The following is an 18,179-nucleotide window of genomic DNA, read 5'->3' as shown; positions in this document are numbered from 1 at the left end:
GAGTTTTATGTTGTAGTCCTGAACCGAGCGAAGCTGCGATAGATCATGCCTGCCTGTTTCATCTATCACCGCATAAGAGAATCCCCATCCCACGCTTGTTGCATCTGGACCGAGCACCGGATTGACATCCGCAGGTATCTTGCTTTTGACTGCCTGCAAATACTCGAGTACCCTGCTTCGGGCCCAGTAAATGTTTGTCCCTTCTTCGAAGATGACGTATATGAACGAACTGCCGAGATACGAAAATCCACGAACCACCTGCACCTTCGGAGCTGCGAGGAGAGTCGATGTTATAGGATATGTTATCTGGTCTTCCACAAGGTCCGGGCTTCTTCCTGGCCATTCCGTAAAGATGATTACCTGTGTGTCGCTCAAATCCGGTATGGCATCGAGGGGGTCCTTTTTAATGCCCAGTATCCCCATACTGAGAAAGGCGACGAGCAGAAAAATGATAAACTTGTTGCGTGCGCTGTATTCGATTATTTTTGCGATCATGTTATCAGTGCTTGTGTCCGCCGAGGGGCGCTATATTTTTCAGTTTTGCCTTGGAGTCTATGAGGAACGTGGCGGATGAAGCGACCTTTTCTCCTGCCTTCAACCCCATTGTTACCTCCCTCAATCCTTCAGCGAGAGGCTCTCCTTTTTTGACATATCTTCCCGTATAATCCACGTAGAGCTTTTCTATCCATCCTTACGAATTTCGTATTAACGGTAAACAACCTGCGCTCGTCGTATTCGATGCGTCCTACTGTCCTGATGATCTTCTGGAGGGGTTTTACGGACACCTCGACTGTTTTTACTCCTATCAACTGCTGCTTGTCCGTAGGTATTTCTACTGTGGGAGGCTCTTCAGGCGTTTGTTCCTGTGCTGCTGTTTGCTGCTGCGATATGCCTCCTCCGGTATGACCTTGATGTTCAGAAGACTGTATTTTTGAGGATTCCGCGCTTTTGGCTTTAAAAATAGTGTTCAGAGATATTGCCTTCGAAAAATACAATAAAAGACCTGCAATTAAAATTAATCCCGCTGCGATTATTAATTTTCTCTTTTTCATCTCCCCTCCTGACTGTCTTCTTATTTGCAGTATGTTACGTAAATATTTTGAATAAATTATGAATAACTGCACCCAAAAAAAGAGGCAGCCTTGGGGAAAGGCTGCCTGAAGGAGGGGGGATGAGTAAAAAGCCTGTTAATATATAGACCTGATCCTGCCTGTCCTGCAGTCGAGCAGTATTTTGTCAACAAGTTCCCCATTTTTATAAACCTCTGCCTCTGCAAATCTCCCGTCCTGCTTTATCAAGACCACCTTTAATCCCTTTTTTGAATAGTAAGATTTCAGGGCATCTGTTATCTCTTTTTGCGCAGGCTGTTTAGTGCAGTATCCGTAATCTCCACACAAAGGGCAATAAGCGCCGTATGGGGTAATTTCATCTCCTGAGCTTTTGGAGTAGGTTCCTGAAAATAAAGATGCAAACAATATAAATATGAAAACAAGCTTTATCATTGATTTAAGATAACAAGCGATATTGAAGGAATTATGAAGATTAAATCCTCATATCTTTGAGGAATGGGAATCTTGAACGGATTTCTATAGCCTCTGATGGATTTATTTCTCCTAACAGGAACTCTTCTTTATCGTTACCGCAGAGGATGTCATTTCCTGATGGATCAAAAATATGTGATGCCCCTGAATAATGAATGCCGTTGCCGTCTGTTCCTGTACGATTAACGCCGATTACAAAGCATTGGTTTTCGATTGCCCTGGCCTTCAGCAATATCTCCCAGTGCTCTTTCCGAGAAGCAGGCCAGTTGGCAATAACAAAGGTCGCCTGCACATTCTTTGCTACTTTTCTGAATACCTCCGGAAATCTCAGATCGTAACAGATGAAGATACTGGAGGGTATTCCGTCTATGTCAAAGATGACCGTATCGCTGCCTGCAATATAATATTTATCTTCACCGGAGAAGGAGAACGGATGGATTTTTGTGTAAGCAGCAATGCGAATGCCTCTTCTGTCATAGACACCCGCTATATTCCTGCCCTTTTCTTCATCTTGCTTCTTCACAGGGAAACCCGCAATCAGATATATGCTGTATTTTTTTGCTATTTCTGACAGCACCGAATTGGTCTCTCCATTGTCATCTTCTGCAATGGCAGGTACATTCATGGAAAAACCGGTATTGAACATCTCGGGGAAGACGATGACATCGCATTTTTCCTCTGCTGCTTTTTTTGCAAAGGACTCTGCCTTTTCGTAGTTTGTCTTCTTCGATTCCCATTCAATATTTAATTGTATTAAGGCGATTTTCATTCGTTAAGCACCTCTTGGGAGGTAGATTCTGAATGTAGTTCCTTCATTCACCTTGCTTTCCACCTCAATCCTTCCGCCCATAACATTTACTAGTTCTTTTACGATGGCGAGTCCGAGTCCTAATCCAGCGGTTCTTGATCCTTCAATCCTATAAAAACGGTCGAATATGTGCGGCATTTCGTTTTCCGGTATGCCTCTTCCAGAATCTCTTGTTTCTATGTAAAAATCGCTTTCTTCTGTCCCGTAATCAATCCAGACACCGCCCTTTTCTGTAAATTTTAAAGAATTTGATATGATATTTCTTATTATCTTTTCCAATTTTTCTATATCGGTAACAACCATCAAGTCATCCTCTTTTGCGATAGTTATATCGAGGCGCTTTTCTTTAAATGCCGGCCTCAGTTCTTCGGATAGTTCTGATATGAATTCCTTGAGATTGACTTCTGCCACCTCCCCCTGGTGAAGAAACTCGCCTCGGCAGTTGTGATATCCTCTATGCCCTTTATGAGTCTGATCAGACGGTTAATCTCGCCTTTTATATTTTCCAAACCTTTCCCTGATTCGATTACTCCATCTTCTATTGCTTCTATATGAGATTTCGTTATTGTCAGCGGCGTCCTCAGTTCGTGCGCAATATTGGACATAAGACGTTTTCGCAATTCCTCCTCTTTTCGGAGTGATTCTGCCATAATGTTGAAGCTCTCGGATAACCTCCCGACTTCGTCGCCGGTTTTCGGTGTTATTGTCACATTGAAATCACCTTTTGCAATACTCTCTGCTGCTGTCTTGAGATCGGTCAAGGGTTTTGACAGATATCGGCTGAAGAATAGGGCTATTACCAGCGAGCCTCCGCCTGCTATAAGAAATGAGACGAGGATGAAGTTTCTCGACCTCATTCTAAATACGGCTTCCTTCTCTTTTATCACATCCTTCTCAAATGGCCTCGACAGGAGTTTCCCGATGTTTTTGCCTTCGATGTAAAGAGGGTATTCTTCGTATTTGCCTTCTGTCATGTGCATGTGAAAGAGTGCTTTCATTCTGCGTTTCATGGTATCCGAAAGGGAGTCCATAACTTCCATGGATGATATAACTTCATGTCCGTCAGCATTAAGGACTTTTATATCGAGACCCAGCATCATTGCCCAGTGTATTGATTCTGACAATGCCTTTGTATCCCATTTCCCATCAGAGTAACTGCCTTCAACCGAAGCCAGTATCCAGTAGAACTGGTCTTCTTTCACGCCGTTCACGTAGTTGTCGAAATCTTTTATTATCAGCCATTCGAAGATAAAATTGGAAAGAAGTGCTGCAAGGATTACAATAAGGAAAAACGCCATAAGAATGTACTTTAAGGAGCGCAGAGGGTAATCTATGTATTTCATGATTGCAAAATTTTTTCCGAAGATTCTTTTGCCTATTTTCCATACTGCATCGGACAATGCTCCTACAGGGCATATCCAACTGCAAAAGGATTTTTTCAGCAGAATTGCCAATAGTATTGCACCGATGAATATTACGAGTGCTGCGGGATGTATTGGGTCAAATATGCCTTCTGTAATCCAGAGCTTTAATGCCATCAATGCACCAATTGGCATAAACCCTTCAACTGATGGAGGGCGGTTGACAGCAGGCATCAGTCCCTGCTCCAGCGCCTGAGTGAAAAGATAGAACTTATAGCCTGAATATATGACTATTAGGAATACTGCCCACTGAATGGCATATCGTATTTTTCTGATATATGAGCGATCGATTTTTTCCATGGCTTGATTTTAATATGGAGCGAATAAATAGTGTATGATTTGTATCAGGATTTGTCTTTAAGCATTTCTTCCACCATTTTTAATGCTTCCTCTTTAGAACTTATTCGACCATATAAAATCATATCTTCTATTTCAGCAAGTAGTTCTTTAAATATGGGCGACGGCTTCAAATTGAATATATTTATAAGGTCATCGCCTGTAATAATTGGAAGCATTGCTGCTCTTGGTTTAAATACATTATCATAAAACCTGACAACCTCTTTGCAGAAGGCTGTGATGGAAGGTTCTTGTGCTATGGCGAGTATTATCAATGGATATACATCGCCACGGAATTCCTTTAGAAGTCCGATGATCTTCGTTTCATCCGCCATCCCCTGCATTTCTTTATAAGAATCTAAAATCTTTGCGCGTTTAAGCGCCATTTCATGGATGAACTTCACTTCCTTTCTCGACATCTTTAATCTTATAGCAGATTGTTTGGCACTATCAGGATTAGGGAATAAAGTGGATAGTTTTAAGCATATATATCTGTATTCGGTTTCGAAATATTTAATTAAAGGCCGAAGGCTGAAGGCCGAAAGCTGAAGGCTATCGGATGGATTACTTAAAATTTCTTCGGTAGTTTTGTATAACTTCAGAGAGTTTATTCTGACTTCAGGAAAGATATTTGCAAGGATTCTGTTGTCTATCAAGGCTTTCATTGTTTTGTAGGAATCGTCAAGCCTGACGATATATCTCAACTCCTCGGCGATTCTCTCTACAGCGACAGAGGTTATCAATGGTGCAAGCCTTTCAGTTGCACTTAGTGTATCTTCTTCTATGGAAAAATTCAGTGCTGCAGCAAAGCGGTAAATTCTGAGGATTCTTAAGGGGTCTTTTATAAGATTTTCCTCCGATACCATTCTGATAATTCTGTTGAAGAGATTGTCTTTACCGTTATGCGGATCTATCAAATGCTGAAGGCTAAAGGCTGACGGCTGAAAGCTTGCTAAAGGGATTGCCATTGCGTTTATAGTTATATCACGCTCGGAAAGGTCGGAATGAATGGAGTCCCCTCTCAGTATGGAGATATCTATAAACTGACTGTTTTTAACAATACGGGCAATTCCGAATTCTTTATCCAAAAGCACGAAGGATCCGTCGATTTCCTGAGCAAACCTTTTAGCAATATTAATGGCATCTCCTTTTACGGCTATGTCTATATCGTTTAACTCTTTCCCCAAAAGGATATCCCTGACAGCACCACCGACAATGAATGAATCGGTTGCAATGCCTTCTTTTTCGGCAAAATCTATAAATAGCTCTAAAAGGGGATGCATAGCAGATTTATTTTACTTGAGTTTTTTATATTGACAAACAGTTTTTTGTGATGCTATTCTTTTGTCAGAATATTAGAGCCACGAAGGCCTAAACAAAGACCAGCAGGTCGCCAGTCAGGAAGTCTGGATAGCTGGATAAATTAAGTCTTCGTGGCTTTCTATTTTTTGAAACCAAGGAGGTTAATGTTAAGATGAAGCTAAGGATTCAGGATTTTAGATTCAATCTCTTGACTCTCTTTTTAATGGTCGCTATGAACTTTTCACTATCAACTGCCTCTTATGCTGCCCACCCCCTCGTTACAGATGACACAGGCACTCAGGGAAAGGGAAAGTTTCAGGTTGAGGTGAACACGGAATTCACTTTCGACAAAGAAAGAGAAGATACGGATGATGATGGAGTTGAAGATACCGTAAAGGTTAAAGGCAGCGAGATAGCAACGGTCTTTACATATGGAGCGATTGACAATCTGGACATCTTTATTGAAGCGCCATATAAATGGAGCAAGACAAAGATAAACGGAGTTGTTGACCCCACTGACCCATCTGCGGATACAAAAGGCATATCGGATATAGCTATCGGAGCAAAGTGGAGATTTTACGAGCATGAGGGTCTTAGCTTTGGTTTAAAGCCATCTATTTCATTGCCCACAGGTAATGAAAACAAAGGTCTCGGCAATGGCAGGGCATCTTATGAGATTCTATTTATTTCAACAAAGGAGATTGAGCCGTGGGCATTTCACCTGAATTTAGGCTATACACACAACAACTACAAGCTTCAAGAGGATAAGGATGCAAAAAGAAGAGGCATATGGAAGGCATCTCTGGCAGCAGAGGTTGAGGTTGTGAAGGATTTAAAGATTGTTGCAGACACCGGCATTGAAAGAAACGAAGAAAAAGGCAAAAGCACACATCCTGCCTTTATTCTCGGAGGATTGATTTACTCAATTACAGAAAGTTTTGATGTTAACTTCGGTGTTAAGGGCGGGCTTAATAAGCCTGCTGATGATATAGCTGTGCTGGCAGGCATAGCTTTCAGATTTTAGAAGGAGTTTGTATGCACATCCCTGACGGATATTTAAGCCCTCAAACCTATGTGCCGTTATATGGAGCATCATTTATATTCTGGGCAGTCGCCCTTAAAAGGCTAAAACGGGATGTGCCTGTGAAGTACGTTCCTTATCTGGCAATGGCAGCAGCATTCTCTTTTCTTATTCAGATGTTTAATATCCCCATTCCCGGTGGAACAACAGGCCATGCAGTCGGTGCAGGTATTATTGCAATCCTTTTAGGTCCGTGGACTGCAGTAATAGCCGTGTCGGTGGTTTTGATAATTCAGGCTGTTGTATTCGGAGACGGAGGAATAACAGCCATCGGAGCAAATTGCTTTAACATGGCTGTGGTGATGCCTTTTGTCTCATATTGGGTGTTTAAGCTGGTGAAAGGTAATGCCACTGCTGGATTCAGATTGCATGTTGCGTCATTCCTTTCGGGTTATATAGGCCTTTCCATAAGTGCCATAGTTACAGCCATAGAGTTCGGCATTCAGCCCTTGATTGCTATGTCTCCTGACGGAAGGCCTCTTTATGCACCATATCCTTTATCGGTGGCTGTCCCTGTAATGGCACTGGAGCATCTGCTACTGTTCGGTATAGTTGAAGGTATAGTAACAGTATTGCTTCTCAAGTATTTCCTTAAACACGAACCAGAATTAATCTGGTCATTAAGTAAATAAGTAAATGAGTGAATGAGTATTAATTACTTAATAGCTCAATTACTTAATAACTTAATTGCTTGGAGGCTTTAAATGACACGCTTTCAGAAAAAACTCTGGATAGGTCTTATCATAATGGCCTTACTATCCCCGATTGGCATTCTCCTTCCAGAAAAATTCAATGCAGGAGATGCGTGGGGAGAATGGGGAACAGATACCCTCGAAAAACTTCTCGGATATGTTCCGGAGGGATTAAAGAAGCTAACCGATTTGTGGAAAGCTCCGATAGCCGACTATAATCTCGGAAGCGAAAGCTCTCCGTTTATTATTCAGGTTTTATCCTATGTCGTATCCGGGATTTTGGGCATAGCGATAGTAGGTGGTGTGATCTATTTAATTTCGAGGCTTTTGATAAAGACAAGGGGCAAAGAGCATAGGGCATAGAGAATGTCTTTTATCGACAGCGGCATAAGCCATTTAGGCAGAGTAATTAAAACTGGGTATATCCAGTTGGAATTTGCGTCAAAGAATGGTTTTTTTCAGAGACTTGATGCACGCATAAAGGTGCTTTTTTTAATATTTTTTATCATTATTGTAAGTTTGAAAAAAGAGATACTGCCCGAAGTTGGTATTGCGTTTTTTGTTTTTGGTCTGGCCGCAATATCGCGACTGAATCTTTTTAATTTCTATAAAAAAGTGATCCCCCTCGGATTTATATTCGGGTTTCTTATTGCCCTGCCTTCTGCATTTAATGTCATTACAAAGGGAGAAGTTATCCTGCCTGTCATTCATCTTTCAAGGTCTTATGATTTCTGGATTTATCATGTGCCTGAGACGATAGGCATTACAAGAGAAGGGATTTCTGGTGTTGCCATGCTCACGCTCAGGGTTTTGAATTCCATTGCCCTATCTTTTCTGATTTTGTATACAACTCCTTTCTCAGAGATTATCAGGGCATTGAAGGTTTTCAGAGCGCCTGATGCAATTCTGATGATTATAACCCTCACTTACAAATACATCTTTATCTTTGCAAAAACAGTTGAAGACATGCATCTCGCAAAGAAGAGCAGGATGCCTGGTGAAGCGACTAATACCGAGGCAAGAAAATGGATTGCAGGAAGGATTGCATTTATGTTCAAAAAGACGCAGCAGAGGTGCGAGGATGTATTCAAGGCTATGCTTGGAAGGGGTTTTTCTGATACCATTAAACTGTACGGCTTTAGAAAGATGAGCAGCATTGATCGGGCCGCAGGGTTTTTCCTTTTTTTTGTAGGAGTGTTGTTTTTATGTATTTAACAGGCATGCATGCCTGTTTTTGGGGATAAGAGATGGACGGTATCATAAAGATCGAAGATGTGAGCTATAACTATTACGGCAAAATTCCTGCCCTTTTAAATGTGAGTCTTTCAATAAAAGAGGGAGAGAAATTTGCAGTAATAGGCGCAAACGGGAGCGGAAAGTCGACCCTGCTTCAGATAATGAACGGCCTCATTCATCCATCATCCGGCAGTATATTTTTCAGAGATAATGAGGTGTCTGAAAAGACTTTAAAAGATAAAGAATTTTTAAGATTTTTCAGAGAACGAGTAGGGTATGTGTTTCAGGACTCGGATGTCCAGTTGTTCTGTCCCAATGTCCTGGATGAATTGCTTTACGGCCCTGTTCAGTTGGGCCTTAATGAAAGTGAGGCTATGGACAGGGCATTTGAAGTAATGCAGATGCTTAACATAGAAAACCTGAAAGACAGGCCTTCCTATATGCTCTCAGGCGGGGAAAAGAAGAGGGTAGCTATCGGCTCGGTACTGACTATGAATCCTGAAGCTCTGCTCCTCGATGAGCCTACCAATGGACTTGATCCTAAAACCCAGTGCTTTCTTGTGGAACTGCTTTTTGCTCTAAGCGAGGCAGGAAAGACAATCGTGATTGCTACCCATGATTTATCTCTGGTGGATGAGCTTCAATGCAGGGTGGCTGTGCTTTCGGAAGAACATAGAATTGAAAAAACAGGAAGTGCAGAAGATATTCTGAAAGATGAGGACTTATTGCTGAAGGTCAATCTTGTACATGAGCATATCCATTGTCACGGGCCTTTAGCCCACAGGCATATCCATTCGCATTATCTATTTCATAAACATTGAAAGGAGAAAATAAATGGACGATTTGCAAAAGCTCAAACACCTGCTTCATCACTGGAAGGAGCATAACGACGAACATGCAAAGACCTATAGAGATTGGGCTGAAAAGATGTCATCACTTGGGAATAAGGAGTTGTCTGCCATCCTTTCCAATCTCTATAACGAGACAAAGAAATTGAACGGACTCTTTGAAGATGCGCTGAAAGTAATCGGCTAAACTTGAAAGATTGTAAAAACATATGTTAAAACTATTGACTATGAAGCAATGAAGGAGGTGATAGTCAGAGCACAGAACACGGATTTAGAAAAAACAGTCACAATATGGCTGGATGTCAGGGAAGAGAGGTGCCGCCGTTAAAGCGAATTCCTCCGCTGCCCCGCAGCCGTGAAGGGAACGAAAGCCCACTAAAGAAGCCACTGTCAATAACCGTTTAAACGGTTCAAACAGTTCAAACTGCTTTGATGATGGGAAGGCGGGCAAGTAGAAAGGATTACCCGAACGCATGAAGCGTGAGGGTGATGGATGCCCTAAGCCGGAAGACCTATCCAAGTCATAATAAAAAATCCAAAAATTTCTCGAGGGAGGAAAAGATGAAAAGATTTTCGTCATTGTTATTACATTTCTATTTTTAGCCTTTAGCCATTTGCCATTTGCCCTTACCCTTTCTGCTGTTCCTGTCTTTGCAGAACAGAAGACCGCATCGCTTGAAGAAATCTTAGTAACCGCAACAAAAGTCGAAGAACCTAAAAAAGATGTCCCTGCCTCTGTCCAGATAATCACCCGGGAAGACATTAAAAATTCCACTGCAAAGGATGCCGGTGACCTGATTTCAGAGGCATCCATAGGACATGTCCACAAATATCCGGGGGTACTTACCAGTAGAATTGGATTAAGAGGATTAACAACAGACCTCTTCAGCGATTTAAAAAGCAGGGTTCTTGTGCTTATCAACGGCCATCGTGCAGGCACCGTAAATTTAGCAAAAATACCCGTAGAAGACATCGAAAGAATTGAGATAGTCAAAGGACCTGCATCTGTTTTATACGGTTCATCTGCCATGGGAGGCGTGATAAACATAATAACAAAGGAAGGTAAAGAGGGCTTTCATGGTTCGATAGGTGGAGAAGTAGGCTCATGGGATTACCGGAAAGGTTTTGCTGAATTAAATGGCAAAAAAGGTTTGTTCGATTTTTATCTTACTGCGAGCCGTTCATCAATGGGTGATTATGAGTCAAGGGATTATGGAAAGATTCAAAACACTGGATATGACGATGAGACCGTATCCGCCCGTTTTGGCTACAAACTTTTTGACAGGCACCATATGTCCATCGGCTTTCAGCACTGGAGGGGATGGGGAATAGGCTCCCCTGGTGCAAGGTATTCTCCTGATCCTGACAACTATTCGGACAAATGGAGGGACGGCTTTGATATTGAATATAAAACAGAAGACTTCAATGGAAAATATTATCTCCTCAAGGACAGGGACGAATCCCATGATGGAGGAATGACATACGGCATAGGAAATTCAGATATCTCCTTAACAAAGACGGACACACAGGGGGTAAGTCTTCAGAAGACATTTGCCTTAGATGATCACAGGATAATTATTGGAGGCCAATGGGACAGGATCGAGGTCGAAAGCTCAAGGAACACAGGTGCGCCGTATAATCCAAACTCAAGATACGACAGTTACGGTATCTTTGCAGAAGGAAGGATAAGTCTTTTCGATAAAAAACTTCTTCTAAGTGCAGGACTCCGTTATGACTATTTTGAAAACAGAGTGCTTTCAACACCGGGAATCCCAAGCGTTAAGCCGCGGAAAGAGGACTTAGACAATGTAACTGTAAGGGGCGGGCTGGTATATAAACTCACAGATAATTTCAGCTTTAAGGGTAATATCGGCACTGCTTTTCGCGCACCTGCTCCTGACGAGCTTGCAACGGATTATGTCTCTTCGTGGGGAACTCGCTATCTTGGAAATCCAAACTTAAAACCAGAAAAGAGCACATCCTATGATGCAGGGATTGAATATTCAAAGGATTTGTTTAAGAGTTGTTTAACCTTCTTTCATACAGACTTTAAAGACAAGATATTGAGCTATTATGACAGCACCCTTTCTGCACAGACATTCAAGAATGTTGACGGCGCAGCACTTCAGGGCATAGAAGTCAGCCTTTCATACGATGTGGGATTGGCATCTGGTCTGAATGTGTCCATTGAACCGTTTACAAACATCACCTATCACACAAAGTATTCAAGCAAGGATGACCTTGAAATAAGCAAATACGGGAAGACTCTACTTTACACTCCCAAATGGACAGGTGCCTTTGGAATAAAGGCTGGTCAGGAGAAATGGGATGCCATGCTTATTGCTAATTACACAGGAGATGAAAGGGTTCAGGATTGGGCGCCTCCGTCAAATGGGGAAAATGTGGTGAAGAAAGGAGACTTTACAGTGGTGAATCTGAAAGGCTCTTACAGACCGATTAAAAACCTTGAAATCACGGCATCTGTGGAGAACCTCTTTGACAGGGCATATGAGTATGTTCTTAGTTATCCGATGCCGGGGAGAACATTTGTGACAGGGGTAAGGTGGATATTTTAACTTAGGCTGAGAAAAGCTTGAGATTGCTTCGCCTACGGCTCGCAATGACCCCTCCGTGATCCTCCCCTTACTAAGGGGAGGATCACGGAGGGGTTGTCGTTGCGAGGAGCGGAGTGACGAAGCAATCTAATAATTGGAGGATATAAATGAAGAAACGAGTTTTATGGATTTTAATTTTTCTATTGATTCCATCAATTGTCATGGCAGGGGAAATTTCTCTGCCTCAAGACCTCAATGCAAAGACGTCTGTAGTTAAGGCAGAGAGGGATGGATTGTGGGAAAAGAGCCTGATTGTGCAGTTTCCTGAAAGAAGGCGGGTTCTCTCAACAAACGATGGATTTGTTGATGCAATGGCTGTAGTTAATCATTCTGCCCATCCAGAATTGTGGAAAAAGGTATGTCAGGAAATGAAGACAGAGCATGAAGTTGGCGGAAAGGTGTATTCAAGAAAGATAAAGGAAAGGATTGCAAAAATGCTCGGTATAAGAAGTGAAGACATTGCACAGATGGGCACTGCTGCTGACATGGATAACCTTGCCGTCATAACTAAAGAATACAAACCATTTGTCGTTACAGCACTGGTAACAGCAGGCGCAAAGACCAATGCCTTAAGAGCAGGAGTTGATGAAGGAACTCATATTGAAGGGGAAGAGCCAAAAGGCACTGTAAATATCATTATCCTCACCAATGCAAGGCTTACAGATGGTGCAATGGCAAGGGCGATAGTGATAGTAACAGAGGCAAAGACCGCAGCCTTTGAGGACTTAATGGTTCCGAGCAGTTACACAAAGCATGTTCAGGCAACAGGCACAGGAACTGACAGCGTCATCGTTGTTTCAGGAATATCCGGACCGAAGGTCACTTATACAGGCGGCCACAGCAGAATTGGCGGATTAATAGGAAAGGCGGTCTATGAAGCAGTAGTTGAGGCGCTTGGGAAACAAAATGGATTTAAAAGGTTTGACAAATAAGATGTTGTTTATGTATTCTAACTTAGCTGTTAGAAATCCCGGACTCGAAGTTCGGGGATTAGTTTTAATCTGTACTAAAGAAATTACAGCCACGAAGGCTTTGCATCAGAAGATGCAGGTTTTTGTGGCTTTTTTATTTATCTATGTTATCCCGCTAAGAGGGCGGCTCGTATCCTCCATGAAGGAGAGAATATTTTTTATCCCGATGGAGGAAAAGATGGATGATATTATTTGCAAAAGAGCCGCCACAGTTCAATTCTGGGACATCTATGCAAAGTGGTACAGATCGTGGATTGAGCATAACAATTACCATGATAGGATCATTGATGTCCTCACCACAATAGTAGAGCCGGGCTGGAGAGTTCTTGACATCGGCGCAGGAAACGGCGTCCTTTCTTTGCCTCTATGCGCTATCGGGTGTGATGTTACTTCCCTTGAGCCGTCAGCAGGCATGAGAAATATTTTATACGAAGAAACTTTTAATCGCGGCATAGATTGGCTCCATGTGGATGAACGGAGATGGGAGGATTCCCCTGTTTATCAATTAAGGAATTATGACCTTATCATGGCTTGCAACAGTCTGCATCTGACAGAGATGGGATTCAAACAGGCAGTCGAAAAAATATTTCACGCACAACCGAAGAATGTTTTTGTCGTTACAGAGCTCGGCGCTCCGGAGATAAAAGTTAAGTGGCAATATGGAGATTACACAATGTTATTTACCAAATGCTATGAAACAGAGAGTTCGCTTGCCTACCACTCAACCGATGAGATTAAGGAATACTGGTCGTTTATGATGGACAGGAGACTCCATCCATATGAAATAGAGGGAATAAAATCGAGGATTGTTTTTGAATGCGATCATATGTGGCTAAAGGATACAGCCCGTGTAGGGATGTATTGGTGGGAGAGAAACACTTAAAGTAATATTTTTCATAAATATTTGAACTAAGCCACGAAGGCTTTAGTTCTCCTAAGAAAGGAGGCAATAGAAAAAAAATTTTAGGAGGTGTTTGATAATGGAAAAGGTTTTAAGAGGCTTTCTATTTTGTATCTTGATTTTATTAATCGGCATACGAGTGGTAAAAGCAGAAGAAAAAGAAGCAAAGTTCGAGGAAATCGTTGTTACTGCGACAAAAACACAGCACACCCTTGAAGATGTGCCTGTGGAGACAGTATTAATCACTAAAGAGGAGATAGAGCAGTCCAATGCAAAGAATGTATCAGAGACTTTAAGAAAAGTCCACGGATTTTACATTCAGGGAGAGAATGTTCCCGGCTCATCGGCATGGCGTTCAAAGTTAAGAGGGCTGGACTTTGATAAGGGTTATGGACTCGTACTTATAAACGGTGAAAGGGTTCTGGGAGGCGCAATGGGCGAGTACGGTATCAGTCTTAACCAGATTCCTGTTGAGATGATAGAGAAGATTGAAATTGTAAAAGGTACTGCATCCGTTTTATACGGCAGTGATGCGATGGCAGGCGTGGTGAATATTATCACGAAGCCAATACCTGAAAAGCCTTTATTTACGGCATCTGCAGGTTACGGCTCTTATGATACATCACTGCTGAATCTGGGATACGGGCAATGGTTCAATGATAAATTTGGATTTTTTGTGAGCGCTCATCGTGAGACATCCGAAAGAGGCAGATATGGAGCAGCAGAAGATGACTTTAAAGGGGAATATGTCTCTACAAGATTGGCATATAGATTATCTCCGAAGACTGTTTTAAATCTCGGATTTAATCATGATGATTTGAGATGGAAATACATGGTAGAGGAGAAACTGAGGATAAGTCCATCTGTTGAGATAAATTTCCCTGATGATTCTGTCCTTAAAATAAAAGGCTACTGGTATAAGCTTGACCTTGATTCATTCTCACCCGGATATACCCGCAGATCTGGCGACATTGCATATACCCAGATGGAAACACAATATACAAAGGCAATAGGGAATTATCATCTGGCAACCATAGGGGCAGAATATCTTCGCAGGGATGTTGATTTAATGAGCGGCGCTCAGAAAATAGATAAACAGCTTGAGGTTAAAAGTCTGTATCTTCAAGATGAGATAGTTTTAAAGCCTTTGAGCATTGTCATAGGCGGAAGACTTGATGACAATTCTCTATATGGCACTGAGTTTAACCCCAAGGCAAGCCTTATGTGGAATATCAGCGATGATACACGCATGAGGTTGTCGGCAGGAAGGGCATTCAAGTCGCCTACAATCAGACAACTATATGTCAATTTCAAACACGGCACATGGTGGAACATACCTAATGAAAATCTTAACCCTGAAATATCATGGGGTTATTCTGTCGGCATAGAGCATACATTTTCAAAGAGATTATCCACAAACCTTTCTGCATTCAGAAACGACATTAAAAATATTATAGTCCCAGTTGATATATCAGCTACTGAAAGGACATGGAAGAATGCCCAAAAGGCATATACACAAGGTGTGGAGGCTGGCGTTAAGGCATCTGTTTTAGATAACCTTGCCTTTAATCTTGGGTATACATATCTTGAGACAAAAAACAAGAATACAGAAAAGAGATTGTCATACAATCCCAACCATACCGCCAGTCTGGGCATAGATTACAAGATTAAACCTTTGAAGATGTCTCTGCACTGGTTTGCGAATTATATATCCGAGGCGTATAAAAACGAAGCCAATACCCAGAAGACAAATGATTACTATATTTCAAACCTGAAAGTAGTTAAAGAGATTACAAAAAACCTTAAATTCTCACTGGATATTGACAACATCTTTGAGTCCGATTACGGAGAGCCTGATAAACAATGGCTCGGCAGGGTCATATTCGGAAAACTAACTTTTAACATTTAAAGGAGGATTGAAAATGAGAAAGATTTTATTGATTGTAACGGCTATTATTTGTCTTCTGTCTTTAGGTTTTATATCTTCAGCCTTTGCACACCATGCATGGGTTGAAAAAGAAGGAGACAGATTCATTGTCGGATGGGGGCACCCTCCCAAGATTGATCCTTATGAACCTAAGAGAGTTAAGGATATAAAAGCCTTTGACCTGAAAGGAAGTGAGCTTGCCTTAATAAGGACTGATAAAAAGGACAAGGTTTATTTATCCTCAAATACTGATGTCTCTATGATAACGCTCTCTTTTGAAGGCGGCTATCTTGTAACCACGTCTGAAGGCAAAAAGAGGATGACAAAGAGAGAGGCGCAAAGACAGGGCATCCAGGTAGTTGATTCATTTTACTCCTCGCAGTTTGCCAAATCCATATTTGAGCGTAGCGACAATGTAACAAAACCGATGGGGATGAAGTTTGAGATAGTTCCTCTCAGGAATCCTTTATCTCTCAAGCAAGGGGAAATCCTGCCGGTCAAGGTGTTATACGAAGGCAAACCCCTGTCAGGCATAACCATAGAGACAGGACACCATAAGGAAGCAGGCAAAACAGACAAAGACGGCATCGTCAATATTGAGATTTCCGGGCAAGGCATGCAGGTTGTAATTGCAAAATACAGAATTGTTTCCAGTGATTCTGATGCTGATTTTCTTTCTTTTACTACAGTTTTGACATGGGAGACAAAATGAAGACAGGAAATAAAAATGTGGTAAGGAGTCTTTTTGTAACTCTGCTTCTGCTCATGATTCATTCATGGGCAGAAGCCCATTCAGTCCACTATCATATTGAAAACAAAGGTATCAGTGCAAGGGTATTTTATTCACCGGATGAACCTGCAAGTTATTCGCAGTATGAAATATTCGGTCCCGGCGATAAAACCCCTCATCAGAAGGGCAGGACAGACAAAAACGGGTTTGTCTCTTTTTTGCCTGATCGCGCTGGAATTTGGATTATCAAGGTCTTTGGAGAATCAGATCACGGCTATCACGGAGCGCAGATAGAAGTGAGAGTGAATGCAGGCATGTTTATGGAGTCCTTTAAAAAACCATTGGTAGCAGCATACACAAAGGCAATTGTCGGCATCGGGCTCATAGGTTGGGTATTTGGAGCAATGGCATTGTTTAAAAGAAAAAAAAAAGAATATCCGTTAATTGCTGTTTGACAAACAGTCCGGCATTTTGATATTTTGATATTTTGATATACTGATATACTGATATACTGATATACAATCTAATCTTAAGAGACGGAGGTGATATTAAAAGTTAATCTGTAAATCTTAAAATCTGAAATTGCTATTTGGCTGGATGTCAGGGAAGAGAGGTGCCGCCGTTAAAGCGAATTCCTCCGCTGCCCCGCAGCCGTGAAGGGAACGAAAGCCCACTAAAGAAGCCACTGTCAATAACCGTTTAAACGGTTCAAACAGTTCAAACTGCTTTGATGATGGGAAGGCGGGCAAGTAGAAAGGATTACCCGAACGCATGAAGCGTGAGGGTGATGGATGCCCTAAGCCGGAAGACCTATCCAAGTCATAATAAAAAATCCAAAAATTTCTCGAGGGAGGAAAAGATGAAAAAATCTATCTTTTTTATTGCCTTTTGCCTTAAACCTACAGCCTTTAGCCTATTAATAGCCTTTTGCCTTTCACCTTTAGCCGTCAGCCCTTCCTTTGCAGAGAAAAATACCGCATCTCTTGAAGAAATCGTTGTTACTGCGACAAGGACAGAGAAGGAAGCGGAGGATACTCCTGGAAGCGTATCGGTAGTTACGAAAGAAAATATGGAAAAAAGAAATATCAAAACTCTTGATGAGACATTAAATACTACTTCAGGGGTTTTTGTCAGGCGCGGAAAGGGTCTTATGGATACTATGTCATCCATTACTTTGAGGGGAATTCCTGCGCAGCAGAGGACTTTAATCCTTATGGATGGGATTGCCCTTAATGACGCATATTCTGGCGGCGTTCGTTACGGAGGATTTGCAGTGGAGGATGTGGAAAGGATAGAGGTTGTAAAAGGCCCGTTTTCGAGCCTTTACGGAGGATACGCAATGGGCGGCGTTGTGAACATCATCACAAAGATGCCCCAAAAGAGGGAATTTGTATTTAAGACAGGCTATGGCTCAAGTTTTGACAGAGGCGATGCAATGGATGACCTGAGGAAGTTTTATCTTTCTTATGGCGACAAATTTAAGGACAAGCTGAGCCTCTTTTTAAGCTACGGCTATAAGGCAACAAATGGTTATCCTACAGATTTTAATGTCCGGGGGAGTAAACCCACAGCAGGCATTACAGGCTGGTCTTATACAACGGATAATCAGGGCAACCCCCGTTACTTAATAGGCGACAAAGGCGACAACAGGTGGTGGGATGACAACATCACTTTAAAGGCTGGATATGATTTCACAAAGACTTCAAAGATCAATCTCTCATTTATCAGAAACCGCTATGAATACAATTATGACGATCCGCATACATATCT

At 41.9% G+C, this 18,179-nt stretch carries 20 protein-coding genes and 2 riboswitches; of the genes, 13 read left to right on the top strand and 7 right to left on the bottom strand.

From position 1 onward, the window contains the following. From V7L97_RS07925 to V7L97_RS07895, 7 genes are all read right to left on the bottom strand, one after another. A partial coding sequence (locus V7L97_RS07925) for an efflux RND transporter permease subunit (RefSeq protein WP_333654834.1) occupies window positions 1-495 on the bottom strand: 495 nt, incomplete at its 3' end. 128 nt (window positions 496-623) lie between these two features. Beyond that, the gene (locus V7L97_RS07920; RefSeq protein ID WP_333654833.1) at window positions 624-1,052 is read right to left on the bottom strand and encodes a hypothetical protein; all 429 of its coding nucleotides are present in this window, start codon (window positions 1,050-1,052) and stop codon (window positions 624-626) included. Between the two features lie 135 nt (window positions 1,053-1,187). Next, window positions 1,188-1,502, bottom strand: a complete 315-nt coding sequence (locus tag V7L97_RS07915) for a hypothetical protein (protein ID WP_333654831.1) — start codon at window positions 1,500-1,502, stop codon at window positions 1,188-1,190. A 40-nt stretch (window positions 1,503-1,542) separates the two neighbouring features. Next, window positions 1,543-2,310, bottom strand: a complete 768-nt coding sequence (locus V7L97_RS07910) for a carbon-nitrogen family hydrolase (RefSeq protein WP_333654829.1) — start codon at window positions 2,308-2,310, stop codon at window positions 1,543-1,545. Window positions 2,311-2,313: 3 nt separating this feature from the next. After that, on the bottom strand, window positions 2,314-2,760 hold the full coding sequence (locus V7L97_RS07905; RefSeq protein WP_333654827.1) for a sensor histidine kinase: 447 nt from the start codon (window positions 2,758-2,760) through the stop codon (window positions 2,314-2,316). Then, window positions 2,709-4,070 (bottom strand): HAMP domain-containing protein, encoded by a 1,362-nt coding sequence (locus V7L97_RS07900; protein WP_333654825.1) that lies wholly within the window; start codon window positions 4,068-4,070, stop codon window positions 2,709-2,711. Before V7L97_RS07900 ends, V7L97_RS07905 begins: the two co-directional genes overlap by 52 nt. Before the next feature lie 44 nt (window positions 4,071-4,114). After that, entirely contained in the window at window positions 4,115-5,389 is a 1,275-nt protein-coding gene (locus V7L97_RS07895) for a hypothetical protein (RefSeq protein ID WP_333654824.1), read from the bottom strand. 191 nt (window positions 5,390-5,580) lie between these two features. Between V7L97_RS07895 and V7L97_RS07890 the strand changes: the two genes are divergently transcribed. From V7L97_RS07890 to V7L97_RS07830, 13 genes are all read left to right on the top strand, one after another. Beyond that, window positions 5,581-6,432 carry a transporter gene (locus V7L97_RS07890; protein WP_333654823.1) on the top strand — a complete coding sequence of 284 codons (852 nt, stop codon included), beginning with the start codon at window positions 5,581-5,583 and terminating at the stop codon, window positions 6,430-6,432. A gap of 11 nt (window positions 6,433-6,443) precedes the next feature. Then, window positions 6,444-7,121: a cobalt transporter CbiM gene (gene cbiM, locus V7L97_RS07885; RefSeq protein ID WP_333654822.1), complete on the top strand. Its 678-nt coding sequence runs from the start codon at window positions 6,444-6,446 to the stop codon at window positions 7,119-7,121. Window positions 7,122-7,193: 72 nt separating this feature from the next. Then, window positions 7,194-7,544 carry a PDGLE domain-containing protein gene (locus V7L97_RS07880; protein ID WP_333654820.1) on the top strand — a complete coding sequence of 117 codons (351 nt, stop codon included), beginning with the start codon at window positions 7,194-7,196 and terminating at the stop codon, window positions 7,542-7,544. Between the two features lie 3 nt (window positions 7,545-7,547). Beyond that, window positions 7,548-8,396 (top strand): cobalt ECF transporter T component CbiQ, encoded by an 849-nt coding sequence (gene cbiQ, locus V7L97_RS07875; RefSeq protein ID WP_333654818.1) that lies wholly within the window; start codon window positions 7,548-7,550, stop codon window positions 8,394-8,396. A 32-nt stretch (window positions 8,397-8,428) separates the two neighbouring features. Then, entirely contained in the window at window positions 8,429-9,238 is an 810-nt protein-coding gene (locus tag V7L97_RS07870) for an energy-coupling factor ABC transporter ATP-binding protein (RefSeq protein ID WP_333654817.1), read from the top strand. A gap of 13 nt (window positions 9,239-9,251) precedes the next feature. Continuing rightward, the gene (locus tag V7L97_RS07865; protein ID WP_333654815.1) at window positions 9,252-9,452 is read left to right on the top strand and encodes a hypothetical protein; all 201 of its coding nucleotides are present in this window, start codon (window positions 9,252-9,254) and stop codon (window positions 9,450-9,452) included. A gap of 93 nt (window positions 9,453-9,545) precedes the next feature. Beyond that, window positions 9,546-9,800: riboswitch (cobalamin riboswitch) on the top strand. 79 nt (window positions 9,801-9,879) lie between these two features. After that, on the top strand, window positions 9,880-11,841 hold the full coding sequence (locus V7L97_RS07860) for a TonB-dependent receptor plug domain-containing protein (RefSeq protein ID WP_333654813.1): 1,962 nt from the start codon (window positions 9,880-9,882) through the stop codon (window positions 11,839-11,841). A 146-nt stretch (window positions 11,842-11,987) separates the two neighbouring features. Continuing rightward, window positions 11,988-12,812: an adenosylcobinamide amidohydrolase gene (locus V7L97_RS07855; protein ID WP_333654811.1), complete on the top strand. Its 825-nt coding sequence runs from the start codon at window positions 11,988-11,990 to the stop codon at window positions 12,810-12,812. Between the two features lie 124 nt (window positions 12,813-12,936). Continuing rightward, window positions 12,937-13,734, top strand: a complete 798-nt coding sequence (locus tag V7L97_RS07850) for a class I SAM-dependent methyltransferase (protein WP_333654809.1) — start codon at window positions 12,937-12,939, stop codon at window positions 13,732-13,734. A gap of 97 nt (window positions 13,735-13,831) precedes the next feature. Then, complete coding sequence (locus V7L97_RS07845; RefSeq protein ID WP_333654807.1) at window positions 13,832-15,661, top strand: TonB-dependent receptor plug domain-containing protein; 1,830 nt, start codon at window positions 13,832-13,834, stop codon at window positions 15,659-15,661. Between the two features lie 13 nt (window positions 15,662-15,674). Beyond that, a complete protein-coding gene (locus tag V7L97_RS07840; protein WP_333654806.1) occupies window positions 15,675-16,391 on the top strand; it encodes a DUF4198 domain-containing protein in 717 nt (238 codons plus the stop codon). After that, window positions 16,388-16,864 carry a hypothetical protein gene (locus tag V7L97_RS07835; protein WP_333654804.1) on the top strand — a complete coding sequence of 159 codons (477 nt, stop codon included), beginning with the start codon at window positions 16,388-16,390 and terminating at the stop codon, window positions 16,862-16,864. Before V7L97_RS07840 ends, V7L97_RS07835 begins: the two co-directional genes overlap by 4 nt. 118 nt (window positions 16,865-16,982) lie before the next feature. After that, window positions 16,983-17,242: riboswitch (cobalamin riboswitch) on the top strand. Between the two features lie 26 nt (window positions 17,243-17,268). Continuing rightward, the coding region (locus V7L97_RS07830) for a TonB-dependent receptor plug domain-containing protein (protein WP_333654803.1) at window positions 17,269-18,179 on the top strand (911 nt) is incomplete at its 3' end.

The organism is Dissulfurispira sp. (assembly GCF_036745535.1).
Taxonomy (GTDB): domain Bacteria; phylum Nitrospirota; class Thermodesulfovibrionia; order Thermodesulfovibrionales; family Dissulfurispiraceae; genus Dissulfurispira.
Note: the sequence above shows the minus strand (reverse complement) of the source record. Positions and strands in the feature narration are given on the sequence as shown.